This window comes from Candidatus Sysuiplasma acidicola (assembly GCA_019721035.1).
GTDB lineage: Archaea > Thermoplasmatota > Thermoplasmata > Sysuiplasmatales > Sysuiplasmataceae > Sysuiplasma > Sysuiplasma acidicola.
In genome coordinates, this window is record JAHEAA010000010.1 from 1 (window position 1) to 21,566 (window position 21,566).

The 21,566-nt window shown below is 50.1% G+C and carries 32 protein-coding genes and 2 tRNA genes; 25 read left to right on the forward strand and 9 right to left on the reverse strand.

All coding sequences use genetic code 11. The features are described 5' to 3' along the window. Positions 1–233: transposase (locus KIS30_05775; protein MBX8646249.1), on the forward strand; the 233-nt coding region annotated here is incomplete at its 5' end. 73 nt (positions 234–306) lie between these two features. On the opposite strand, the gene KIS30_05780 is transcribed toward KIS30_05775, so the two are convergent. Then, positions 307–606: a hypothetical protein gene (locus tag KIS30_05780; protein ID MBX8646250.1), complete on the reverse strand. Its 300-nt coding sequence runs from the start codon at positions 604–606 to the stop codon at positions 307–309. A gap of 264 nt (positions 607–870) precedes the next feature. On the opposite strand from KIS30_05780, the gene KIS30_05785 reads away from it, so the two are divergent. The 4 genes from KIS30_05785 to KIS30_05800 all read left to right on the forward strand — a co-directional run bounded on the left by KIS30_05785 (position 871) and on the right by KIS30_05800 (position 3,453). Then, positions 871–977: transfer RNA gene (locus KIS30_05785), tRNA-Lys, on the forward strand. Between the two features lie 83 nt (positions 978–1,060). After that, positions 1,061–1,984: a branched-chain amino acid transaminase gene (locus tag KIS30_05790; GenBank protein MBX8646251.1), complete on the forward strand. Its 924-nt coding sequence runs from the start codon at positions 1,061–1,063 to the stop codon at positions 1,982–1,984. A gap of 185 nt (positions 1,985–2,169) precedes the next feature. Beyond that, positions 2,170–2,481 carry a ribbon-helix-helix protein, CopG family gene (locus tag KIS30_05795; protein MBX8646252.1) on the forward strand — a complete coding sequence of 104 codons (312 nt, stop codon included), beginning with the start codon at positions 2,170–2,172 and terminating at the stop codon, positions 2,479–2,481. A 12-nt stretch (positions 2,482–2,493) separates the two neighbouring features. Then, complete coding sequence (locus KIS30_05800; protein MBX8646253.1) at positions 2,494–3,453, forward strand: cell division FtsZ family protein; 960 nt, start codon at positions 2,494–2,496, stop codon at positions 3,451–3,453. A 10-nt stretch (positions 3,454–3,463) separates the two neighbouring features. Here the strand turns inward: KIS30_05800 and KIS30_05805 are convergent, their stop codons facing one another. After that, complete coding sequence (locus KIS30_05805) at positions 3,464–4,177, reverse strand: RNA methyltransferase (protein ID MBX8646254.1); 714 nt, start codon at positions 4,175–4,177, stop codon at positions 3,464–3,466. Between the two features lie 355 nt (positions 4,178–4,532). Here KIS30_05805 and ftsZ point away from each other — a divergent pair, with 355 nt between their 5' ends. From ftsZ to KIS30_05855, 10 genes are all read left to right on the forward strand, one after another. Further along, on the forward strand, positions 4,533–5,642 hold the full coding sequence (gene ftsZ / locus KIS30_05810; GenBank protein ID MBX8646255.1) for a cell division protein FtsZ: 1,110 nt from the start codon (positions 4,533–4,535) through the stop codon (positions 5,640–5,642). 66 nt (positions 5,643–5,708) lie between these two features. After that, positions 5,709–6,245 carry an NUDIX domain-containing protein gene (locus KIS30_05815; GenBank protein ID MBX8646256.1) on the forward strand — a complete coding sequence of 179 codons (537 nt, stop codon included), beginning with the start codon at positions 5,709–5,711 and terminating at the stop codon, positions 6,243–6,245. Positions 6,246–6,349: 104 nt separating this feature from the next. Continuing rightward, positions 6,350–6,607, forward strand: a complete 258-nt coding sequence (locus KIS30_05820) for a protein translocase SEC61 complex subunit gamma (protein MBX8646257.1) — start codon at positions 6,350–6,352, stop codon at positions 6,605–6,607. A 14-nt stretch (positions 6,608–6,621) separates the two neighbouring features. Continuing rightward, the gene (locus KIS30_05825) at positions 6,622–7,482 is read left to right on the forward strand and encodes a transcription elongation factor Spt5 (protein ID MBX8646258.1); all 861 of its coding nucleotides are present in this window, start codon (positions 6,622–6,624) and stop codon (positions 7,480–7,482) included. A 19-nt stretch (positions 7,483–7,501) separates the two neighbouring features. Next, on the forward strand, positions 7,502–7,975 hold the full coding sequence (locus KIS30_05830) for a 50S ribosomal protein L11 (protein MBX8646259.1): 474 nt from the start codon (positions 7,502–7,504) through the stop codon (positions 7,973–7,975). 123 nt (positions 7,976–8,098) lie between these two features. Then, positions 8,099–8,737 (forward strand): 50S ribosomal protein L1, encoded by a 639-nt coding sequence (locus tag KIS30_05835; protein ID MBX8646260.1) that lies wholly within the window; start codon positions 8,099–8,101, stop codon positions 8,735–8,737. A gap of 8 nt (positions 8,738–8,745) precedes the next feature. After that, the gene (rplJ, locus tag KIS30_05840; protein ID MBX8646261.1) at positions 8,746–9,600 is read left to right on the forward strand and encodes a 50S ribosomal protein L10; all 855 of its coding nucleotides are present in this window, start codon (positions 8,746–8,748) and stop codon (positions 9,598–9,600) included. A gap of 30 nt (positions 9,601–9,630) precedes the next feature. Further along, positions 9,631–9,936 carry a 50S ribosomal protein P1 gene (rpl12p, locus tag KIS30_05845; protein ID MBX8646262.1) on the forward strand — a complete coding sequence of 102 codons (306 nt, stop codon included), beginning with the start codon at positions 9,631–9,633 and terminating at the stop codon, positions 9,934–9,936. Between the two features lie 240 nt (positions 9,937–10,176). Beyond that, positions 10,177–10,455, forward strand: a complete 279-nt coding sequence (locus tag KIS30_05850; GenBank protein ID MBX8646263.1) for a hypothetical protein — start codon at positions 10,177–10,179, stop codon at positions 10,453–10,455. Then, positions 10,412–11,353 carry a transcription initiation factor IIB gene (locus KIS30_05855; GenBank protein MBX8646264.1) on the forward strand — a complete coding sequence of 314 codons (942 nt, stop codon included), beginning with the start codon at positions 10,412–10,414 and terminating at the stop codon, positions 11,351–11,353. The genes KIS30_05850 and KIS30_05855 overlap by 44 nt, the downstream gene beginning before the upstream one ends. Positions 11,354–11,366: 13 nt before the next feature. Here KIS30_05855 and endA read toward each other — a convergent pair whose 3' ends face one another. After that, entirely contained in the window at positions 11,367–12,434 is a 1,068-nt protein-coding gene (endA, locus tag KIS30_05860; protein ID MBX8646265.1) for a tRNA-intron lyase, read from the reverse strand. 84 nt (positions 12,435–12,518) lie between these two features. Here endA and KIS30_05865 point away from each other — a divergent pair, with 84 nt between their 5' ends. The 5 genes from KIS30_05865 (at position 12,519) to KIS30_05885 (ending at position 14,550) form a co-directional block, all read left to right on the forward strand. Then, on the forward strand, positions 12,519–12,803 hold the full coding sequence (locus KIS30_05865) for a hypothetical protein (GenBank protein ID MBX8646266.1): 285 nt from the start codon (positions 12,519–12,521) through the stop codon (positions 12,801–12,803). 5 nt (positions 12,804–12,808) lie between these two features. Further along, complete coding sequence (locus KIS30_05870) at positions 12,809–13,138, forward strand: Lrp/AsnC family transcriptional regulator (GenBank protein MBX8646267.1); 330 nt, start codon at positions 12,809–12,811, stop codon at positions 13,136–13,138. A gap of 186 nt (positions 13,139–13,324) precedes the next feature. Further along, positions 13,325–13,579, forward strand: a complete 255-nt coding sequence (locus tag KIS30_05875; protein ID MBX8646268.1) for a UPF0147 family protein — start codon at positions 13,325–13,327, stop codon at positions 13,577–13,579. Positions 13,580–13,664: 85 nt separating this feature from the next. Next, complete coding sequence (locus KIS30_05880; GenBank protein ID MBX8646269.1) at positions 13,665–14,282, forward strand: hypothetical protein; 618 nt, start codon at positions 13,665–13,667, stop codon at positions 14,280–14,282. Between the two features lie 67 nt (positions 14,283–14,349). Continuing rightward, positions 14,350–14,550: a hypothetical protein gene (locus tag KIS30_05885; protein ID MBX8646270.1), complete on the forward strand. Its 201-nt coding sequence runs from the start codon at positions 14,350–14,352 to the stop codon at positions 14,548–14,550. 204 nt (positions 14,551–14,754) lie between these two features. Here KIS30_05885 and KIS30_05890 read toward each other — a convergent pair whose 3' ends face one another. Beyond that, positions 14,755–15,285, reverse strand: a complete 531-nt coding sequence (locus KIS30_05890; GenBank protein MBX8646271.1) for a GNAT family N-acetyltransferase — start codon at positions 15,283–15,285, stop codon at positions 14,755–14,757. Between the two features lie 152 nt (positions 15,286–15,437). On the opposite strand from KIS30_05890, the gene KIS30_05895 reads away from it, so the two are divergent. Continuing rightward, a tRNA-Gly gene (locus tag KIS30_05895) sits at positions 15,438–15,508 on the forward strand. Positions 15,509–15,871: 363 nt separating this feature from the next. Here KIS30_05895 and KIS30_05900 read toward each other — a convergent pair. The 5 genes from KIS30_05900 to KIS30_05920 form a co-directional block, all read right to left on the reverse strand. After that, on the reverse strand, positions 15,872–16,525 hold the full coding sequence (locus tag KIS30_05900; GenBank protein MBX8646272.1) for a hypothetical protein: 654 nt from the start codon (positions 16,523–16,525) through the stop codon (positions 15,872–15,874). A 157-nt stretch (positions 16,526–16,682) separates the two neighbouring features. Then, a complete protein-coding gene (locus KIS30_05905; protein ID MBX8646273.1) occupies positions 16,683–17,444 on the reverse strand; it encodes a hypothetical protein in 762 nt (253 codons plus the stop codon). Between the two features lie 31 nt (positions 17,445–17,475). Then, positions 17,476–18,351: a hypothetical protein gene (locus KIS30_05910; GenBank protein MBX8646274.1), complete on the reverse strand. Its 876-nt coding sequence runs from the start codon at positions 18,349–18,351 to the stop codon at positions 17,476–17,478. Further along, positions 18,317–18,643 (reverse strand): hypothetical protein, encoded by a 327-nt coding sequence (locus tag KIS30_05915; GenBank protein MBX8646275.1) that lies wholly within the window; start codon positions 18,641–18,643, stop codon positions 18,317–18,319. The genes KIS30_05910 and KIS30_05915 overlap by 35 nt, the downstream gene beginning before the upstream one ends. A gap of 58 nt (positions 18,644–18,701) precedes the next feature. After that, entirely contained in the window at positions 18,702–19,178 is a 477-nt protein-coding gene (locus KIS30_05920; GenBank protein ID MBX8646276.1) for a hypothetical protein, read from the reverse strand. 675 nt (positions 19,179–19,853) lie between these two features. Here KIS30_05920 and KIS30_05925 point away from each other — a divergent pair. From KIS30_05925 to KIS30_05940, 4 genes are all read left to right on the forward strand, one after another. Then, positions 19,854–20,084, forward strand: coding sequence for a hypothetical protein (locus tag KIS30_05925; GenBank protein ID MBX8646277.1), 231 nt, complete (start codon positions 19,854–19,856; stop codon positions 20,082–20,084). A 1-nt stretch (position 20,085) separates the two neighbouring features. Continuing rightward, positions 20,086–20,469, forward strand: a complete 384-nt coding sequence (locus KIS30_05930; GenBank protein MBX8646278.1) for a type II toxin-antitoxin system VapC family toxin — start codon at positions 20,086–20,088, stop codon at positions 20,467–20,469. A gap of 286 nt (positions 20,470–20,755) precedes the next feature. Further along, positions 20,756–20,965 (forward strand): AbrB/MazE/SpoVT family DNA-binding domain-containing protein, encoded by a 210-nt coding sequence (locus KIS30_05935; GenBank protein ID MBX8646279.1) that lies wholly within the window; start codon positions 20,756–20,758, stop codon positions 20,963–20,965. 228 nt (positions 20,966–21,193) lie between these two features. Next, positions 21,194–21,430 carry an AbrB/MazE/SpoVT family DNA-binding domain-containing protein gene (locus KIS30_05940; GenBank protein MBX8646280.1) on the forward strand — a complete coding sequence of 79 codons (237 nt, stop codon included), beginning with the start codon at positions 21,194–21,196 and terminating at the stop codon, positions 21,428–21,430. Positions 21,431–21,566: the final 136 nt, after the last annotated feature.

Below are 21,566 nucleotides of genomic sequence, written 5' to 3' on the forward strand. Positions count from 1 at the left end.
CGATAGAATACAAGGCTGCATGGGAGGGAGTGGAAGTACAGTACGTGAGTCCCTCCTGGACGTCGAAGAAGTGCTCCGCGTGCGGTAAGGTGAATCGCAGACTCGGAGCAGAGAAGGTGTGGCAATGCCAGTGCGGTGCCACACATGACCGTGACTTCAACGCAGCCATGAACATATGGTCACGGTCCAACCCAGTGTGTCTGCCCGTGACCCGGGCAGGAGCGGGAGGCTGATGAGGCCATACAGCAATACAAAGATGCTGAGCGGAAGCCTTCAAGTCAATATTTCAGGGAAAATTGACAGGGTCTACATGGACATGAGATAAGGAACGGTGCACTCAGGAATCTTTGGTCTTGGCTGTCCGTCGCGAAACCACACGCATCCGCTGCCCGTCACAGTTCCGTCACCGGAGCGTGCTACGAACGCAACGAGTTCCCCTCCGGCAAGCCTCGGTTGCAACCATGCCGCGTAATTCACTTCCGCGCTGCGTATCTCCTCCTCTATGTAATTACCCATGTCTCTGAACATGCACATTCTATGCCTGATTAACACAGGTATGTCTTTTTCGCCGGCCCGCCCTACTATGAAATGTGTCGTCTCGACCATATCATTTACCCGTTGCCTTCGCCGCGAATTGTGTGCTCCGATTAAAATCATGATGTCGCAGTGATGACATTTCGTCCTCCCGCTATCGACTTCTGCGCAATGCCTGACATTGCGTGTGTCAGGAGGCGGATTGGAGGGAATATGACACAATATGCGTTCAATAGCGCAACAACCGGATCCCGCGGAAACGGTATGCCGGAACACAATATTGAGAAATTTAAGGCTGCAAAGGGTTAATAATAACTGTTCTCTTTGCGAGCCTGAGGGGCCGTAGCTCAGCTAGGTAGGGTTGAACCCCCTGGAGAGAGCAACTGGCTTTTAACCAGAAGGTCCGGGGTCCGAATGCATTGCCGGAATTCCCCGCGGCCCCGAACCGGCACGCTGAATTGCGCTGGTGCTTAGAATAACATTAAATCGGGATGACACATCCTGTGGTACAAATGGTGCAGATTACATGACAGAAGGAAGGAAGGTAGTACTGCTGAACGGCGAGCATGTCGATTGGAATGATGCCAAATTGCACGTTACCACACATGCACTCCTATACGGCAGCGCCGTGTTCGAGGGCATACGCGCGTATGCATCGCCGGACAGCAAGCAGCTTTTTGTCTTCAGGCTCAGGGAGCATATTGTCCGCCTGCTGAACAACGCAAAGGTACTCAGGCTAAAACAACCGCTCACTGTGGATGCTTTTTCGGAAAAGATCGTCGAACTCCTGAGCATGAACAATTTTCATTCCGACGTTTACATCAGACCTGTGGTTTATTTCGGCGAGGGGCCAATCGGACTCAGGCCGCTGAAGCAGAGCACGGATTACTTCGTCTTTGCGGTGGAACTCGGTAACTACTTCGGAGAGGAAAGAGCGCTCAAGGTGGGTATAAGCTCGTGGGTCAGACCGAGCAATAACTCGCTGCCGCCGAGTGCCAAGGTAAACGGTTCCTATGTCAACAGCATGCTGGCCTCCATGGATGCAAAGGATGCTGGCTACGACGAGGCCATATTGCTCACACAGAACGGCTATGTCTCTGAGGGACCTGGCGAGAACCTGTTCATAGTGAAAAAGGGGAAACTGATAACTCCGCCGCTGTCGGCAGACATACTTGAGGGAATAACGAGAGATGCCATCATATCTATTGCGGCCGAGAGCGGAATAGATGTCGTGGAGAGAGACGTTGCAAGAACAGAGCTGTACACGTGCGATGAGCTGTTCCTCTGCGGTACAGCTGCCCAGATAAGTCCGGTCGGCAGCGTCGACGGAAGAGTCATCGGCGACGGAAAGCCCGGAAAGATAACATCAGAGCTGGTCGCGATTTTCAACGATGCAGTCAGGGGAAAGGACGACAACCGCAGGGGATGGCTTACACCGGTATATCGCTGAAGCTCCTCACCGGAAGGCGGACAGACGTCAGACTGGAAGTGCGGTAATCCAGCATTACTCCCGTGCTCAAAATTGCTGTAAACGGAAATCCTGTGCATAACGATAAATAGCACCCGCATCATATTGTTGTCGGCTGATATTGGTATAATCGTCAGACGGATAAAGTAGCTGTGAGGTGTTAAGAAATGGTTGAGTCGGAAAGAGTCACAATCAGGCTTGATCATGATAGTCTGGGAGCGCTGGAAACACTCGTTTCAAACGGCAAATATTCCAACATTTCGGAAGTCATGAGAGCGGCAATAGAGCAGTTCATAGACAGGAACTTTTCACCGAGACATATTGAAAAGATAACAGTGGAGCTTCCCAAGGGGAATGCCGTTGAATTGCAGAAGCTCGTTAAAAAAGGAGACTCCGTTTCAGTGGACGACGCGATAAGAAATGCAGTAAGGGAGTACCTCAGGCGGAGAATGTCTCCGAGAATTTCGGAGAAGAAGTGAAACCGGCCTGTAATGTCAGCAAATTTTTCTGATGCAGACACATACCCGCACGCTCATCCCAGAGTGACAGTCGTAGGCTGTGGCGGTGCCGGCAACAACACGATAAACAGTATTCACCGGAGTATAACCGGCGTAGCCAGAACCGTTGCGCTTAACACAGATGCCGCGCATCTTCTCAGTATCAGGGCTGACAAGAAACTCCTCATAGGAAGAGGAACTACCGGAGGGAGAGGGGCCGGTGGCAATGTTCAGCTTGGCAGGCGCGCCGCTGAAGAAGCTAAAGACTCCATAAGAAGGGAGATCGAAGGATCGGATATGGTTTTCATACTCGCCGGCATGGGAGGGGGGACTGGAACCGGATCGTCGATTGTTGTTGCTTCGGCAGCCAGAGAGGCGGGTGTGCTGCCGGTATCAATTGTTTCGATGCCGTTCGCATTCGAGAAGGGAAGGACGGAGAGGGCAAGAGACTACCTCAGGGAGCTCGTCTTCCTATCCGAAAGCACAGTGATGCTTGAAAACGACAGGCTTGCGGCCGCGTTTCCGGATCAGAGCATGCACAGCGCTTTTACGGTGATGGATACACTCATATCAGACCTCGTCTCGAATGTCACGAACGCGCTTGTCAGACCGTCCCTGCTGAATATAAATTATTCAGATCTGCGCTCTGTGATGCGGAGCGGCAAGACTTCGACTATGATATTCAGCGAAAATGAGGATGTTTATTCGCTTGTCAGGGACGCGGTGAGACTTCCGATGCTGCAGCAGTCCATTTCCGATGCAAAAGGTGCAATCATACACGTCTCGGGAGGCAAGTCGCTGACGCTGGAAAAAGTGCACAGGATACTGGAACAGGCACACGATTCTCTTGGGAGATATGCAAACATCATACTTGGTGCGCGCGAGGATGAAAGAGAAAGCCCGCTGCTGAGCATGACAGCGATTGTTACTGGCGTTGGTTCGGAAGCGTTCTGATCAGTGCGGTTCAGGAGCGACGTTTTCCTTTCTCCATTGTCTTCAACGAACGTGACAGCACACCCATCAGTATGAAGAAGTCCCATTTCGAAAGTGAGGATCTTCCGATGATTCTCCTGAACATCAGCTTGGCCTTCTGCCTCTTGTGGAGAGGATAATCAGACAATTCAAGCAGCCTTCCGAAATATTCGTTGACCCTTTCCTTGTCTTCACGCAGCGATGCTTTCACCGTGACCGGTTCATATCTTGCCATGAAAAGCTCGTAAAAGAGCACAGTCGCTGCGTGGGAGAGGTTCAACACCGGATAGCGGTCAGACGTCGGTATGCTGACTATCAGATCGCACAAATGGAGCTCATCGTTGGAAAGACCTAGTCCCTCTGGTCCGAAGAGCAGTGCGTATTTCCTCTTTGAAGTCAGCACTCTCTGTGCAAACTCGTGAGGAGTGTCACAGACTCTGAGGAACCTGCCCTCACCTGTGTTTCTTATGCCCGTAGTGCCGACGGTTGTGTCGCAGCCTTCCAGCGCATCATCGAGCGTTTCCACTGTTTTTGAAGAATCGAGTATGAAGTTGCCGTGTTTCGCCCTCTTCCTGGCTTCGTCACCTATGGGTACCGGAGAGACCATGTACAGTTCGGCTAAATCGAAATTGGCCATTGACCGGGCAACTGCGCCGATGTTGCCCTCATGTTCCGGACGGACAAGCACGACCCTGAAGACGGGCATAACCACCTGATTGTACATTTCACGAATAAAACCTTGGCAATGAATTGTTTCGTCAGGCCGCCTGCCGACGAAACGGCACACCCTGGAAACGCAACTCCGGTGTTTTCCTATGCCGAGCGCAAAACAGCAATGAAAAATGTGCATGATCCGACTCGATGACGGCAGAATCGCGGCGTTGAACTCCTCAGATTCGTGCCGCCGTAGTAATACGCGCGCGCCAGTTCAGGGCCGGTGCCTGCTGTTGCAGGTTGAAACACCGGGCAGCGATGGTAGAAACATTAAAATGCCGAGATTCAATAAGGACTAAATACACGGGCTCCTGCCCGTGACAATGATGGGATGCGAGGTTGAATTTATGAAATCGCTAGTGAATGATGCCATATCGAGAACTTCTCAGGAAGACGTGCCGTTGGATCAATCATATTCGGAATCTGCTTACAGTGCCGAAGATGACGAGCTGATAAAGATTCTGTCCGGCCTCAGGACAAACATCAAGATAGTAGGCTGCGGCGGCGGTGGCACAAATACGATAGACAGGCTCGTCGAGACGGGCATTACAGGTGCAGAAATGTATGCGGCAAACACGGACGCCCAACATCTGCTGATTATCAGGTCTCCGCACAAGATCCTTCTCGGCCGAAGAAGCACGCGCGGGCTTGGAGCAGGAGCACTTCCGCAGGTCGGCGAAGAAGCGGCGAGAGAGGCGGAAGATGACATCAGGAAATCGATTCAGGGAGCGGACATCGTATTCATAACTGCGGGACTGGGGGGAGGAACAGGAACCGGAGCCGCCCCGTTCATAGCGCAACTCGCAAAGGAGATGGGTGCACTCACAATAGCGATATGCACGTCGCCGTTCAAGGCCGAGGGAGCCATAAGAGCCGAGAATGCGGAGTGGGGACTCGAGCGCCTCAGGAACGTTGCAGATACGGTGATTGTGATACCGAACGACAAGCTTCTTGAACTCGTGCCCAGGCTTTCACTTAACGCCGCTTTCAAGGTGGCGGATGAGGTGCTGGTCAGAAGCATAAAGGGCATCACTGAAGTAATAACGAAACCGGGACTCGTCAATCTTGATTTCAATGATCTTAAGACGATAATGAAGGGAGGAGGCGTTGCAATGATCGGCCTCGGCGAAGGGGAAGGAGAGGAGAGATCCGGTGACGCAGTGAATGAGGCAGTGAACTCCCCTCTCATCGATGTTGACATATCTGCTGCAAACGGTGCGCTCGTGAATGTGGTGGGCGGAAACGATATGACAGTCACGGAGGCCGAAAAGGTGGCAGAAATGATACAGACTAAGATCAGCCCTTCGGCCAGAATTATTTGGGGTGCTGCCGTGGACCCGACGCTGGAGAAAAGAATGCGCGTCATGGTAGTCCTGACCGGTGTCAAGTCCAAGCACATACTTGGACCGGCCGACAACGTTCAGACGAAGAGCATTGACATGGATTTCATAAGGTAATTGGCCAGACAGCGGCAGGCACTGCAGCCGCGTAACTATATTTGCAATCGTATTCATTGCACAGCAATGTCAACAGACCGGAGATTTTGTTCATTTGCGAAGGGCGGAAGATCAGGTCTTGGAATAGATGAGATACCGGAAGATGGATTCTGCATCTCGGTATTCCTGATAATCAGAGAAAGCGAAACTGGACGAAGAGTCCTGATGGGACACATGAATCCGGCAGGACCCTGGGACCACATAGGCGCTCTTGACAGTGAACGGGTGAAGGTCCACAGTCGTGGATGGATGTTCCCGTCGTGCCATCTGATGTACGGCGAAGCACCGGATGACTGTGCGCGGAGGATAGCAGAAGAGCAACTCAATAACACAAACATAAGATTCTCCGGACCGGCTGTCTATTCAGAGGTTTACAAGCCGAAGAGGTTTCCCGGCCTCAGGCACCACTGGGATCTCGAGTTTCTCTACACCGGCATTATGAGCAGGAATGATGTGCTGCGGACAGAGCATGCATGGCTGGACATGGAATTTGTTGACATAGATGCAACACCATCGGAGAAAATAGCAAGATCGCATGAGGATATTATGGAACACCTGAAATGAGCCGCAAATGCTCAACGGAAGTAGGAAAAGCATATTAAGCAGAATGGCTGATGCTTTCAGAGAACTACCGATAAAACCGCATGTGCTGAAAGCAGGTGAACAGATTGAGCAACACGACCTCTTCGTTCGACTTCACTGAAACTACCTATGAAGTACAGCGAAAGCTGGAGGAACGTTTCAGGAACGTCGGGAAGGGAAAGTATGGAAGGATTTTCAAGATGGCCAAGAAGCCCACTCTCGAAGAGTATACCAGAGTGGTCCAGATGGTTTCCATCGGCATTTTTCTCATCGGAGGACTGGGTTTCCTTCTCTACTTGCTGTGGACGCACTTTCCGCAGTACATTTCCGGTATTTTCGGCTGACGGAGAGAATCAACATGTCCTTTGATGTTTCAGCAGAAACGGTCGGCAGTCAGGGCAGCAGGAAATTCACGTTGAGTGTCGACGGCCCGAAGGAAAGCGTTGTCCCTGTTTCCGGCGAGACTGAGTTCATAACACACATAGATACAGAAGGTGAATCGCGCTACAATCTATCGATCAAATCGGAACTGTTTTCACAGGTGGAGGGGTCTCCGGAGTGGCAGGTCAGGCTTTACCTGGACGGCGTGCTCAAGTGGGACAGCCTGACAAACCTGCCAAGCGAGTTCGAAGCGAAACTGGATGCGGGAAAACACTTTGCGACAGTTCATGCTTCTGCTGCATCCGGAGCCTCTTTCGGAGAATATACTCAGATATCACTCACTGTGTCCTCTGGCGGGATCACTGGTTCGGAAGTGTTCAAGATATACGTTCGCCCTTCAATACTTGCAGTCAAGACGGCGATTGGCCAGGAGAGGGAAGTTGCCGATTCTATCGGAGCTAAGGCAAAAACAGGAAAGCTGGGCATTTACTCCATACTCATACCGTCGACGATAAGAGGATATGTGTTCCTGGAAGCGATGAATACCGACAAGATTGAGAATGCAGTCAGGACAATAAGGAAGACACACGGCCTCGTTAAGGGAGAGACGTCACTGGAGGAAGTGAGCCACTTCCTGACACCGAAACCGACGGTCAGCGGCATAGTGGAAGGGGACATAGTGGAACTGATTTCAGGACCGTTTAAAGGCGAAAAGGCGCGCGTACAGCGCATCGACCACAGCAAAGAGGAGATAACAGTTGAACTGTTTGAAGCGGTTGTCCCCATACCTGTCACAGTCAGAGGAGATCACGTAAGAGTGATCGAGAAGGAAAACTAGATACAATAGGTGCACAAAAATGGCAGAGAGAATAAGTGTTCTGGTAGATGCGGGCAAGGCAACGCCTGGCCCGCCGCTTGGTCCGGCACTCGGACCGATGGGCGTAAATGTCGTTAAGATAGTCTCTGAAATTAACGAGAAAACGAAACAGTTCAGCGGAATGAAGGTTCCGGTTACCATCGAGATAAACGCAGACAAGAGTTTCCAGATTGCTGTTGGAACACCCCCCACGACTGCACTCATACTCAAGGAAGTAGGAGTGGAGAAGGGCTCGGGCAGTCCGAAGGCATCCAAGATCGGCAATCTGACGATGGCACAGATACTGAAGGTTGCCGAAATGAAGAAAGATTCATCCCTTGGCAAGAGCGTAAAGACTAGGGCGAGAGAAGTCGTCGGAACCTGTGTGTCCATGGGCGTGACGGTGGAAGGGAAGGAGCCCAAGGAGATCATAGCGGAGATTAGCTCCGGAGCGTGGGACAGCAGGTTGCGCTGAGCGTATCGAGTCCGTGCCCTACGAGAAAAAAGATGGCAAAAGTTTAAATGCATCATATATTACCTTGAGTCAGACTGTAGGAGAATCGCCAACGATTCGCCGCACTACAGGAGAGATGTTTGTTTGGCAAACGCTGAAACAGTTCAGGCAGTGGAGAAGGCATTATCACTTTCACCACAGCGAAATTTCGAAGAGAGTGTTGAAGTCGCCATAAACCTAAGGGATGTCGATCTCTCTGTTCCCAAGAACAGAATCCAGGAGGACATCATACTTCCGAGCGGGAGAGGGAAGCAGGTGAGGGTGTGCCTGTTTGGTGGCGGCGAAATGGCGCTCAAGGCCAAGAATATTGCCGATCTTGTGATTGCACCGGATGATTTCGGCCGTTACATGGACGACAAGAAGGTTGCCAAGAAACTTGCAAGAGATTACGATTATTTTGTCGCAGAGGCGCCTCTCATGGCAGTCATCGGTAAACGGATGGGAGTTGTCCTTGGTCCAAGAGGGAAGATTCCAAGAGCTCTGCAGCCGGGTGTAGATCCTGCTCCGGTTATCAGCACGTTGAAGAAAACAACGTCTGTGAGGTCAAAGGAGAGAAAAACCTTCCAGACACACGTGGGCACAAAGAAGATGAAACCGGAAGAAATTGCGGAAAATATTGACACGGTACTCAACAGGGTCATAGGGAAGCTTGAGAAAGGTAAACTGAACGTGGAATCGGCGTACGTCAAGACGACAATGGGACCTGCCGTCAGGATAATGTAGGTGATTTCATGGCACACAGCAGAGAATGGAAGGAAAAGAACAGGCAGATTCTCTCCCAGACCTTAAGGGATTCCAGGGTCATCGGTGTCGCCAGCATCAGGGGCCTTCCGGCATCGCAGTTCCAGCAGATCAGAAAGAAACTGACAGGTGTGGCTGAGATACACGTGTCTAGAAGCAGCCTGCTGAAAATGGCAATGAATGATGTGGCTGCAGACAGGAAAGGCGTCGAATTGCTGGAAACGGAAGTGGCCAAAGACCAGACGGCAATCATATCATCTCAGCAGAATCCGTTTCAATTATTCAGGGCACTCGAAAAGAACAAGACGCCGCTGGCGGCAAGGGGCGGAGAAATAGCGCCGGCTGACATCGAGATCAAGGCTGGAGAGACATCGTTCAAGCCCGGTCCGATTGTGGGTGAACTTCAGAAAGCGGGTGTGCCTGCCGCCATCGAGTCCGGCAAGGTGGTGATAAAGAAAGACAAACTGCTAGTCAAGAGCGGTGAAATCATTTCACCCGTCATAGCCCAGGCGCTGACAAAACTCGAAATATACCCGCTGGTTGCAGGTCTCGATGTGAAGGCCATATTCGAGGACGGACTCATATTCAGACGTGATGTTCTTCTCGTCGATGACGAACAGACGAGGAAAGATATCGCTTCCGCTTCGGCAAAAGCGCTTGCGCTTGCCGTGAAGGGAAGGTATTTCACTGCTGAGAGCGTGCGTTTCCTGATTGGCGATGCACACACAAAGGCAGTGAATCTGAGCGTTAATGCGAGCATACCAACAGAGGAGACTGCAAAGCTCCTGCTTTCAAAAGCGGTCATGCAGGCAACCGCCCTGAAAGAGAGAACAGAAAAAGCCTGAACAAGGAAACAACATTTAGGAGAGAGAGAAATGGAATACATCTACGGCGCTCTGCTTCTGCACAGTGCTGGAAAGGAAATAAACGAAGAGAGTGTGGCGAACGTGATAAAAGCAGCCGGCATTGAGCCTGATCCGTCCAGGATTAAGGCGCTCACTGCGTCGCTCAGCGGTATCAACATTGAGGAAGCCATTGCGAGTGCCGCTGTAGTTGCGGGACCGGCCCAGCAGTCACATGCTGCACCCGAGAAGAAGGAAGAAAAGAAAAAGGAAGAGAAGAAAGAAGAGGCTGTTTCGGAAGAGGAAGCCGCTGCAGGACTCGGGGCGCTATTTGGTTGAGCGTTCCTGACCAACAAACACTTTTTCCCACCACTCCTTCACAAATGCCAGCGGATGCTCTGCATATTTGCTGACCAACTGTCTTCAGCTGTATTCCACGAATGCCGCCGGGTCAAAGGACGCGCCCGGCGACCGTTTATTCGGGTGCCCGAATGCGTCCCCTCATACGATTTTCGGAAAATGATACTAAGTATTATATACTAGTGCTATCGTGCTGTAATATATACTTTTGGTGAATATATGCGTCTGCTAGGTGTTGCAAAGTGTTCTGATTCGGCGGGACGCATCGTTGTGGACGCAGTCGTCGCTCCGCTCGAGAATGAAAGAGTTTTTGACAGAAGGGGAAAAGGCGTCGGCGTCGTGAAGGAAATTATCGGAAGCGTGGAAAAACCGTTCGTCTCGGTCAGCACCGGAAGAAACTTTGGAAGGACAGGCGCGGTCGGACTCGAACTGTACATCCAGGAAAGTGAAACAGATGGCGAGAGCAAAGGAAACAAGGGAAGGAGCAGAAGAAGTTGAGAGATGCCCTGAATGCGGCAGCACTCACCTGGTCAGGGACTACGAACGCGGCGAGCTCATCTGTGAAGAATGCGGACTCGTGATAGATGATCAGCTCATAGACCAGGGACCGGAATGGAGGGCCTTTGACGTTGAGCAGGGAGAGAAGAGAGCAAGAACCGGCGCGCCAATGACGTATACCATTCATGACAAGGGACTTTCCACTGAGATATCCTGGAAGAACAAGGACAGCTACGGAAAGAGCATACCCACGAGGAACAGGGCACAGCTGTACAGGCTGAGGAAGTGGCAGCGTAGGATAAGGGTCAGCAACGCAACCGAGAGAAATCTTGCATTTGCGCTCGGCGAGCTGGACAGGATGGCATCATCCATGGGACTCCCCAGGAATGTCAGGGAGACTGCAGCGATGATTTACAGAAAGGCCGTCAACAACAACCTGATCAGGGGCAGGAGCATAGAGGGAGTCGTTGCTGCGTCGCTGTATGCTGCGTGCAGACAGTGCAATGTGCCGAGAACGCTCGATGAAGTTGCCAACTCCAGCAGGGTGGGCAGGAAGGAGATCGGCCGTACTTACAGATTCATGACCAGAGAGCTGAAACTGAAACTGATGCCAACGAAACCGCAGGACTACGTTTCCAGATTCTGCAGCGAGCTCAAACTGAGCGGTGACGTGCAGGCAAAGGCCGCTGAGATACTCAAGGAAGCGAGCAAGAGGGAGCTCACCTCCGGAAGGGGCCCGACTGGCGTTGCGGCAGCTGCCATATACATATCTTCGATAACGGCAAACGAAAGGCGCACGCAGAGGGAAGTGGCAAACGTGGCCGGCGTCACTGAGGTTACAATCAGAAACAGATACAAGGAACTTACAGAGAAACTGGGCATAGAGGTTGAGCTCTGAACACAAGCAGGCACTACAGTATGTGCCTCTTGAGCTCAAGATAGCCTGTAACGCCGCTGGCAGCAGCCCTCGCAAATAGTATTTCCTTCCTGACGCCGTGGGAGAGTCTCACCGCCCTGGATATCTCGGGCCAGGTTGCAGCATAGCCCGGTGAAACAGCATGAACGAGGAACTTCGCATGCGCTTTTTCCGGGTCGGCGTCATAGGCACGGAAATGCGAACCATATTTGAATCCTGTCTTGACTATGAAACCGCGATTTTTCATGTCATCATAGACGGCCATTTTCTCCCCGAATGAACTGTCGAGTCTTGAGGACATGTCCATGACAGCGGAGATCGAGGCCTTGCGACCGGTCCTGGCACTGACGAGCTTCAGCATCTTCCTGCGGGTCAGATAGGCTGCCTCGATCATCGATATCTGAAGACCGGTGCCAAGCTGGTTGCCGTAGAAACCCGCGGAACGCATTTCCGCCGCATCCTCCTCAGAAGGTATGAGCACCCTGTCGGAGAGCAGTATACCGCTGTACGCGCGACTGAAATGCTCCCTGACGCGCGCGTGCGGTTCAACGGTCTTCATGCGGTAGTAGGTTATGTCCCCTTCTTCATCCACGATGGCCAGTATGACTTCCTTCCCGGTGCCGGCAGCGCCGGCAGAAACGGCGAACATGAAATCGAGATCAAATGTCTGCCGCTCGGATATGGAAATGACAAAGGCCTGCGGAGCGGCCGTCTTGGGTGTGTCGCCGCGCCTGTAGAGATGAAAATCTATGCCGTCCGTTGAGTCGCCGGCGAGATTGACAATCAGTCCCCTGCGCCTCATGTCGCTGTACACTATGTAGCGGACCTCGAAATTCCGCATCCTCCGGGATGCGTAGGTCACAAGCTCGCCGAAACTCATCTCCCGTCCATCAGGGCCGGATATGTTCAGGCGTTCGCTTTCATAGAGGTAGAGAGCTTCAAGAAGATTCAGCCGGAGTGAGCCGCCGCTCTGAGGTTCGCCGTAACACCCCTTGTTGTGCAGCCTGCTTGCCTCTGCTTCGTCGGCAATCAGGGCCGAATCCTTCTGAAATATGGCGGCCATGAAGAAAGGAATGCGGCGAACTGATTAAAAACACCTTCCACGCAAAGTGAAAAGAGATTAAGGAGTAAATCGCTACACCTACATATGACAGAAGAAGCGGAAAGTCGCGCCCTGAAGCTGCTGAAGCGGGGGGTCGCAAAGGCTGAACGGGAGCTCAAGAGGACGGTCGATGAACTGGAAAAACTCTCGAAAAAATCGCTCAGCTCGCTGGACGGAGCGAAACCCGTAGCCAGGGACTTAATGAAGCTTGCAGACTCTGTTGCAAAGGACATCGAAACCACCATCCCGGAGATAGCGAGGGATATGAGGGACATGGAAAGGAAGGTGGTTTCCAGAACAAAAGAGAAATTCGGCAGAAAAAAGAAGTGATGCAGTTGAGTGAAAAGGGCGACATTGACAGGGTAATGAATTCGTTCTACGGAAACGATTCTGTTACGGCAATCGTGCAGCTGAAGGTGGATACAAAGGAGGCGGACACCATAGCGATGAACGTGGCCAAGCATGAGGCAATATTCGATGTATATATGGTCACCGGCGATGCAGACATCATAGTAAAGGCGAAGTTCAAAAACTACTCCAGCGTGAAGAAATTCCTTGTGGACACGCTCGGCTCAATAAAGGGCGTCAAGGAACTGAAGACAATGATGGTGGTCACCGCATTCAAAGAGAACGGGCAGCTGGAGGACATTGGCGTCGTGCGTTGACACAGCGCATTTCACGCACGCAGCGGCAAATAGACATTAATTGGCACGGCCGATCGCTCCCGCAAGTAATTTATGGGACATCGATATGAACGGTGGGACGGCCCCCGGCTCGATGACAAAGTAGATATCATGGTTGTGCTGAGTTAGAGGAGTACAGGGTGTAATATCATGGGCGGTGAACTGGTCATGTCAAGCGACGAAAAGATGAAACAGATAATCGATGTTTTGAATCAACTGGCCGAAGACACTTCGGTTCCACGGAATATCAGGAAAGGAGCGACGGAAGCAATTAACAAGCTGCTTTCGAAGAGTGAGGCGCTCGACGTAAGATCGGCGAGTGCCAATATAATTCTTGACGAACTGGCTAATGACCCTAACATACCCCTTCACGGCCGAACGATCATCTGGAACATAATGAGTCAGCTCGAAACGCTGAAGTAGGATCGCAGCGGGTCGCACTGAAATACGAAGTGCATTCATATATAGCACATGAAGCGTTGCATCTCCCAGAGAGCGGAACTTTCTGATGATTGATGAGAGTCTTGAATCCGGGCAGAGTGACGTCGCGGCATTTGGTGAGAGAGACCGGGCAGTGCTCCGGGTGATAGGCGAGGAGAGACTCCTCGGTTTTACCTTCGAGGGTCTGAGGAGGAGACTTGGTGCGCATTCCGAGACACTCTCCAGGATAATCGACAGACTTGAGAGAGAGCAGATACTCGCCAGAACTGACGGCGGATATATTGTCACTGAAAGAGGCAGAGAAATCTCAACGCCGCTGCGTGCCGGCGCAGGCGATACCGGTGTGACGATTCTGAAGACTGTTCTTCCGCCCGTTCAGGACAGCCGCATCGTTGTTTCCGGTCTCATCGGCAGATGGTTCGGAAAACTGAGGTGGTTCGGTTACTCAGGCTCGGATGGAACAACCATACTGAAGTGGGTTACGGAAGACGGACGGGTGCAGGTGGATGCCTTATTTGAATCACTCACTCTCACAATCAGGGTGAGGGTGGCGGATGCCGGAGACATGTCTGCCGCTATAGAGGCGGCTCACAGGCTCGTGGGCCACATATCCGGGATGTACACACATGGCCATGGCCGCATCGGGGAATACACGCCAGCCGGTGGATCTGCGGACGAGAACTGACGTGACGATATACCGTAAAACTCCCTCAACAAGTATGCGTTCGCTGATTACAATGCGGTGATTCTGAGTGATGCAGGAACATGTAGTTTCGATTATCGGAGAATGTGGATATGACTTTGCGATTGAGGAGTATGCCGGAATAGTATCCTCCGGTTATCTCACGGATGCGCCGGATCCCGGCGGACCGTTTCCAGAGCCTGAAAGACCGGCGCCCCGTCCGCTGATTCCGAGAAAGAAGCCGGGAAAACACTTCGAGCGGATGTTTTAACCGGGCAAACCGTTCGCGAGTGTGATTGTCAGATGGTGCCTGCCGCTTCATGAGCGTATGCGCGTCCCCTGATGATGGAAGTCAGGGCGCGCATGAGCGGCTCTGCTTCCGAACATGATCGCACAGTCACCGGCAACGAATTAGGCAGAGGAAGTGTTATCCGCGCATCCATAATGCGCGAGCCGAAAATGCAAAGAAAACGCACTACAGATACTTTTCAAAATATAGGATGTCCAGATCCCTCATTTTTCCCCTACCGATCTCCTTGTAACCAAGTTTCCTGTACATCGTAATGGCGGCAGTTTGCAAGACTGAAGTATCCAGCAGGATGCGGTGAAATCCACGCTGGCTTGCAACCGATTCGAGTTTCATCGGCATCTCCCTGCCGAAACACCTGCCCTGAAGTGCCGGCCTGACTCTCATCCTCTTGATTTCTGCCGTATTTTCGGAGATTCTCTTCAGCGCACCCATAGCAACGATTACATTGCCGACGTCACCAACAAGGAACTCGCCGCCGGTCTCCAGGTACGTTTTTTCTATATTTCTCAGATCTTCATCCCATGGCCCGTTACCCAGATGAGCGCTGGTGGACAGAAGCGCTTCGTTGTGCAGATGCCATACATCTTCAAGATCGCGGTCTGCCTGTAGCGCCTGGTCTGAAACATATATGCGGCGGCAACACCATTTTGAGCCTGCTATAAACTTTGCCCACAGCTGATCGACCGATGGTAACAAACTATTCCGGGCAACCAATCGACGAGACTCACAACGCTCTGGCAATCACCTTGCTACAATTAACTGGCTTTAAATATGGCGCGATCCTACATGTGCTTCGCTCGTAATACGGTCGACGTCCGCGCACTTTGAAGCGATAATGCAGACTGAATGCGGCTGTAGTCTAGCGGTAGGACTGAAGCTTCCCAAGCTTCAAACTCGGGTTCGAATCCCGGCAGCCGCACCTAATCTACCCGGCATCAGATTCGAACAGTGAGGTGCGAATTCCAAGTGGTACAAACCTAATCAGACTTAACCGGGGGAAGGAAAAACAAAGCTGGAATTCAGGTTTAGTTTAGACAAATCACTGAGTTCGATGTGTTCTGTTCCCTATTTCTGCAGCAATGCATCCATGCTCAATTGACGATAGAAATCTCGAAACGCTTATAGCTTATTGGTATCGCCATATTACCTGAAATATCAAACGCTGCATTCTGACTCAGAGCGAACTCAGACAAGTCTTATCGATTGGAGTCTCTAACTGAATGAACCCGACTGCAATGTTCTGTGAATCGAGAAATTCAGGTCCATCCGTGCTGTAAATGCTTCAATACGAACCCGGTTTCGTAACTTTAATTCGTTTACCTGAAGTGTAAATGATGACAGAATAGATTACAATGAATATGCCAAACCAGAACACCATGTCCCAGGACATTGCGATTAAATCAAAACTGTGACCCTGCTGAAAGCCGTAGAATACAGTCAAAAATGGAAGCGGAAAACCGTAGTACACTGAACCCACTTGTTGACCTTGAAAATGACTAAGCAGGGAACTGTCACTCCACAATAAGCTTAGAAGCGTGAGGAGTATCGCACCGGCAATTAGATATGCCGACTGTCTTATGGGTCGGTTAAGAAGCCCAAATAAGATCAACTCGCTGACTATAAACCACGCGATGATATCAGAAAAATAAGCTGCTGCTGAAAAACTGTAATACGGAGTTGATGAGTTACCAACAGGGAAAAGCGGCGGGTAATTATACATCACAAATGGAAAGGGATAACCTCGATTTACCGAGTGACCGCCCCATGGCAGTAAACTGAATGTCACCGACACAAACAGCAGGCTCAGCAATGTGACAGCTGTTGAAAATCCCAGCGACAGCCAGGAGTAACTGGCAAAAATTCGACGACCAGTGCCGAATTTACCAACTCGATTCTTTGCTCCTTTTTTGTCCCTTTCAGTTAATCTCGTTTGCAACCACCCTGATTCGCATCACGTAGTTTGGTGATGGCAGAAGTTCAGACCTTGTAAATGAGGCAGATGTGTCATTCTGCCCTGGGCCATAAGCGTTTTTTGATAGGGTGCGTTTGCAAGAATGCTTCCCTTTCCAGAAGTCTGTAATTTTCAGCCGCAGTCACCCCAATAGAACAGACTTCTGCGCACTTTTTCCTATTCGCCTCAGTTTTATGAAAAGGAGTGTTATAATAGCGATAAGGAAGTAAGCAAAGACAAACCAGAAAATGAAGTCGCTTAAGAAACCTAAAGTGAGAAAAGTAATTGCTGCAGAAGTGCTCACGTTCGAATTTGTCACGATGAAAGTCCAAGGATAACCGTGATAGTAACCGCCAATTGTTCCAAATCCAGGAAGCATTAATGTTGAAATCCCATATGTTAGAGCCATTATTGCCAGCGAAACCGCAAAACAGGTGGCAAGGAAAGGCACGGACCATTTTCTAAGCCACACTACAGAAGCAGCTATGAGAAAAGATATAATAAACCAGAAAACGACATCGAGGAGAAAATAAGTCAGTGCTATGTTGAGAAACGAGGGTCCCGTTAGCATTCCAGATTTCTGCCACCCCCGGATATAATAAACAAAGGGATAGCCGTAAGAGGGTGGGCCGGCAAGAGAAATAGGGGTATTCGCTAGAACCGAGAGCGACGAGAGGATCGTTAGCAACAAGCCTGCTGCCGCGCTGTATCCGAGAGCCCGAATTGAATTGTGTCTCCCTATTCGAATAAATGTCTGGACAAACAGAAAAGCGACTATGTACCAAAATGCAACAGTGATAAGAATGACAGGCAAAAGGATCTTCCAACCAATAAACTCGAATGATAAAATAGTCAGCAGACTAAGCATGAAAGAGGAAAGTGCTGGAACCACTGCGTAACTCATCAGTCTTGACACAGTATGACCTCGTATGCCACTATGTTGCATAATTCCACTCAATTATATTCAGCACTTCGATCGTGCCTGTAACAGTAAATGGATGACTCCCGTAGAATGAGATGACATAACTGCCAGGTTCCAGCGGTGTGGTGAGTGGACCGGAATTTGTGGTTCCTGTGCTTGAGTTCGTGTAGCCAAATGAAAATCCGCCGCCAAGTCCTTCGATCGAGCCGCTTCCAGTTGATATCGTAGAAACGCTGAATGTGAACGCTCCGGTCGTCCGAAAACTGCCCACTATGGTTCCAGTTTGTGTGATGTTAAATGAATATGCTACAGAGCTGTTATGAGTGTGTATCACTGTCCCTGCGTGTACATTCAACGAGGATATACTGTGCGGAGTGTAATAGGAAATGCCAATGGTATCTGCGATAGTAATTACATCGCCCGCGTATCCGCCATAGATCAGTTTGTACTGTCCGGGGGGTAGCGTCTGGTTTAAGGAGCCGCCATAAGCACCGGGCCAGGGCAGTTCCGCCCATACCCAGTTCACCCCGGTGACATACATCACACTCTTTCCTGTTGAATGCCAGCTGCCAAGCAAAGCACCGCTTCTGGACAATGAAAAGGGAATAATTTCACCAAGATATTTCTCCGGATGATATGTCCCACCGATCAGCCGCTGGTCAAGAGAGGTGATGTGAATAGAAGTTCCCGCTTTCAATAGTGGCTGCATCTGGCCTGGATGAGTCAGCTCTGATAATGCCATGGCATAAATGCCCGTAGAGGCGCCTGCCATCACAATCAGGGCCGAAAACATCACAAACTCCTTTCTTCCCCTCCCGCTCCTTATGTAAGCCGGAATTCTGCTCAGCTTCTGACTAGTTATCGGCACCACTCCCCTGTGTCTCACCATGCTTCTTTGTCCAGACAATAAAGAGAGTTAGGAGGAGTAGAGGCAGAATGATCGACAACGTTGCATCAAGCACGATAGATGTGACCGGTCCGATACCTGTGAAAATGTAACCGGTACCGCCTACCTGGCGCAGCGACCCAAAATATATGCCTGTACCGCTGGAAATCATGACATGGGAGTTCAGGATGCTTGAAGTAACAAGTACACTCAACACACTGAGAACAGTAATCAGTCCTGTGGTAACAACGAATGCCCTGTAGGAACTGCCTGAAGACCTTGTCTGAGTTGCCATACTTATCAAGCCATTACATTTATTGTACTGAACTGAAGGGCTGAAACAGTGTATAAGACTACGGTGAAACACGTTTCACTTCGTTCACATTCTCGTGTGCCCCCTTGACGACGATCAAGTTTGTGGTGCCGTGTCGCAACCTTTCCACCAACTCGGCACGTTCAAGATGATCTATTGCCCTCGTCACCTTCGCCTTTGAATATTTCTTGAGCCCGACTATATCTTTCTGCAGCATTGATCCTCCGGCATCCACTATCAGCATGTATATGGCTCTCTCTGCATCGTCCATATAGCTTAGAATGCCAGATATATTGTCCTGATTAGCTGAGGTATTGCTTGATGCGCGTTCGAATTGTACTGAGGGGATGTCGCTTGGCCCGGAGAGACTGTGCCTGAGGCGAAGACCCGACAGCAAGGCCAAAACCAGGGATATTGCAAGACCCGCCACAGCCATAGCCATGACTGCATAGTAGCTGCCGCCGAGAATATTCAATGCAGCCGCGTTGGAGAGCATGACGATAATGGTTGAAGACATAACGACAAACACAAGTGATGTAACAAATGTCATTGTGAAAACAATAACATTCTGAAGAAGTGGATCCCTTTGTCTATGCCCGCGGACAAGTGGTTCCACGGCCGTTACGAGTCGAATTGAATGAAACTTCCCGGTTGTGTGGCCGAGACGGTGATTTTGCTGCATAATGTCCCAACAGCCAATGGCATGCATAGTAAGGTCAATTGTTTTATTTGTCCATTAGCAGGTAGGACCATAGAACGCGATAGTTCAATATTTTTGGCATTGCATTTGGTTAAATTGGAGTTGAACGCGAACACGGGTAGTCCATAATCGAGAAGCGCTGAGTCGAGAATACCAGGCTTATAGATTGAGCTGGAGTGCAGTTAATTTAGGGAGGCGGCAAGCCGCTATCAGGAGTCAAAATCCTTACTAAACAGCAACTGAGGTATCCCGTGCATTCTTTCACGTTTACTGTGTCACCAGACGCGAGATTCTGTACACCCTATAGATCTGGAATTGAAGACAGATGAGAGCAGCGCCTTTCGAGTAAAGTCGCCGCTTGAAAAGACGCCCTTCGGCTCACTATCATATTCGGACCTGATGTGACGCTACATATGGGGTCTGAAGATGGCACCTGGCTGATTACGATCGGGTAATAGCAATCTTTATAACTTAATATATTAATTTAAGCCCATGGCTAAGCTAATAGCGATTTCAGAAGACGTGTACAATAGGCTAAGCAAGCTCAAGGAGCGAGAAAAGGCAAAGTCTTTCACTGCAGTGATATCTGAGCTACTAAAGGACAAAGAGACGGACATCTCGGACCTATTCGGTGCCTGGAAGATGGATGACAAGGGGGCAACAGAGCTCAAAGAACGTATCAGGAAAGAGAGAAGACGTTCGTTTTCGAGAAGTGATCTGTGAGATGACGATATTCGATACGAACGTTGTGATTGACTACCTGAGGGGAAAAGAGACTGCTTCTGAGATTATGACAGATGGTCACTCTGAGATAGCTATCACGGTCATCACTGGTTACGAACTACTCAAAGGCTATAGAACCAGGAAAGAGGAATCCACTGTAAATGAGTTGTTGAACAGGGTCAGAATATACCACTTTGATAGCCGGTCGATGATAGTGGCCGGCAGTCTATACCGCGAACTGAAAAGTAGCGGGAGATTGAAAAATGAAGCGGATATACTGATTGCTGGCATCGTTTTGGCAAACAATGAAACTCTCATTACAGCAGATAATGACTTTTCTGGTCTTGCAGATGCCATGGGTGACAGTCTTATCCTGTTGAAGTAGACACCGCCTATGTCTATGTCATGCCATATGATTTCGAACTTCAATGCGTTTATCCAGGCAGCCGCACATAGTTCAAATGCTCATCGGATTCAAACCTAAAACAAACGGAGCTATGATATCAGTTCCCTCAATAACGAACAAGGAAGTCTGGACGGAATAAGCCTTGTCATCACCGGCAAGTTGATCGCGCTGTTTTCCATCTCTTTTTTGTGATCTGTGTATAGAGATGCGTTTGTGCAACACAAATTTCTATACACATAAACGTATATACAGTGATGTGCCAAAAATCAAAACCGCGAAGGTTTTCAAGAGTGGAAACAGCCAGGCAGTAAGGATTCCAAAGGAGTTCAGAATAGATGCCAGGGAAGTCTACATCAAGCGAAATGGAAGCGATCTGCTATTGATGCCCAGAGAAGATGTGTGGAGAGTGTTCACCGAAAGCCTTTCATTGTTCACTGATGACTTCATGAAGTCAAGGAAACAGCCCGATTTGTGATTGGCAATGCCCTCGTATGCCGCCGTTTCATGCCGGTAGTGGCCCCTTCTGTTCAACCGCTCATGAATCAATTAGCCGCATCCCGTTTTCCAACCTCAATGCCTACATCCAGGCAACTGCACATGATCCTTTTGCGCAATTTGTGGGATTAGTCAAAGTCAATAAGTGTTTTCACTCCATAGACAAATGAAGACACTAAATATATGAATATCTTCAATTGTCATTGATATGTCTAGTAAGAGCAAGATATCCAAGGGATTTTTGACCGTTATTCCAAAAGAGGTGCGCAGGAAGGTAAGCCTCAAAGAAGGGGATATGATTGAGTGGAGTGTCAAGGGAGAGACCATAAGAGTCCTGCCTTACAAGAAAGTGGGCATTGACGACATTGTCGCCATCGCATCTCACGGTGGGGATGCGGTGGTTTCCAAGAAGGAGATTCAGGCGGGGAAACATGATCGTCGCTGACTCTTCATATTTCATTGCTCTCGCGGACAAAAAGGATCAATGGCACCGCCAGGCATTGGCGGTCAAAGGCAGGATCCCGCAGGGGTTCAAGATTTCAACTCTGACTATTTCTGAAGCAGTTACCGCGATAGGTTAC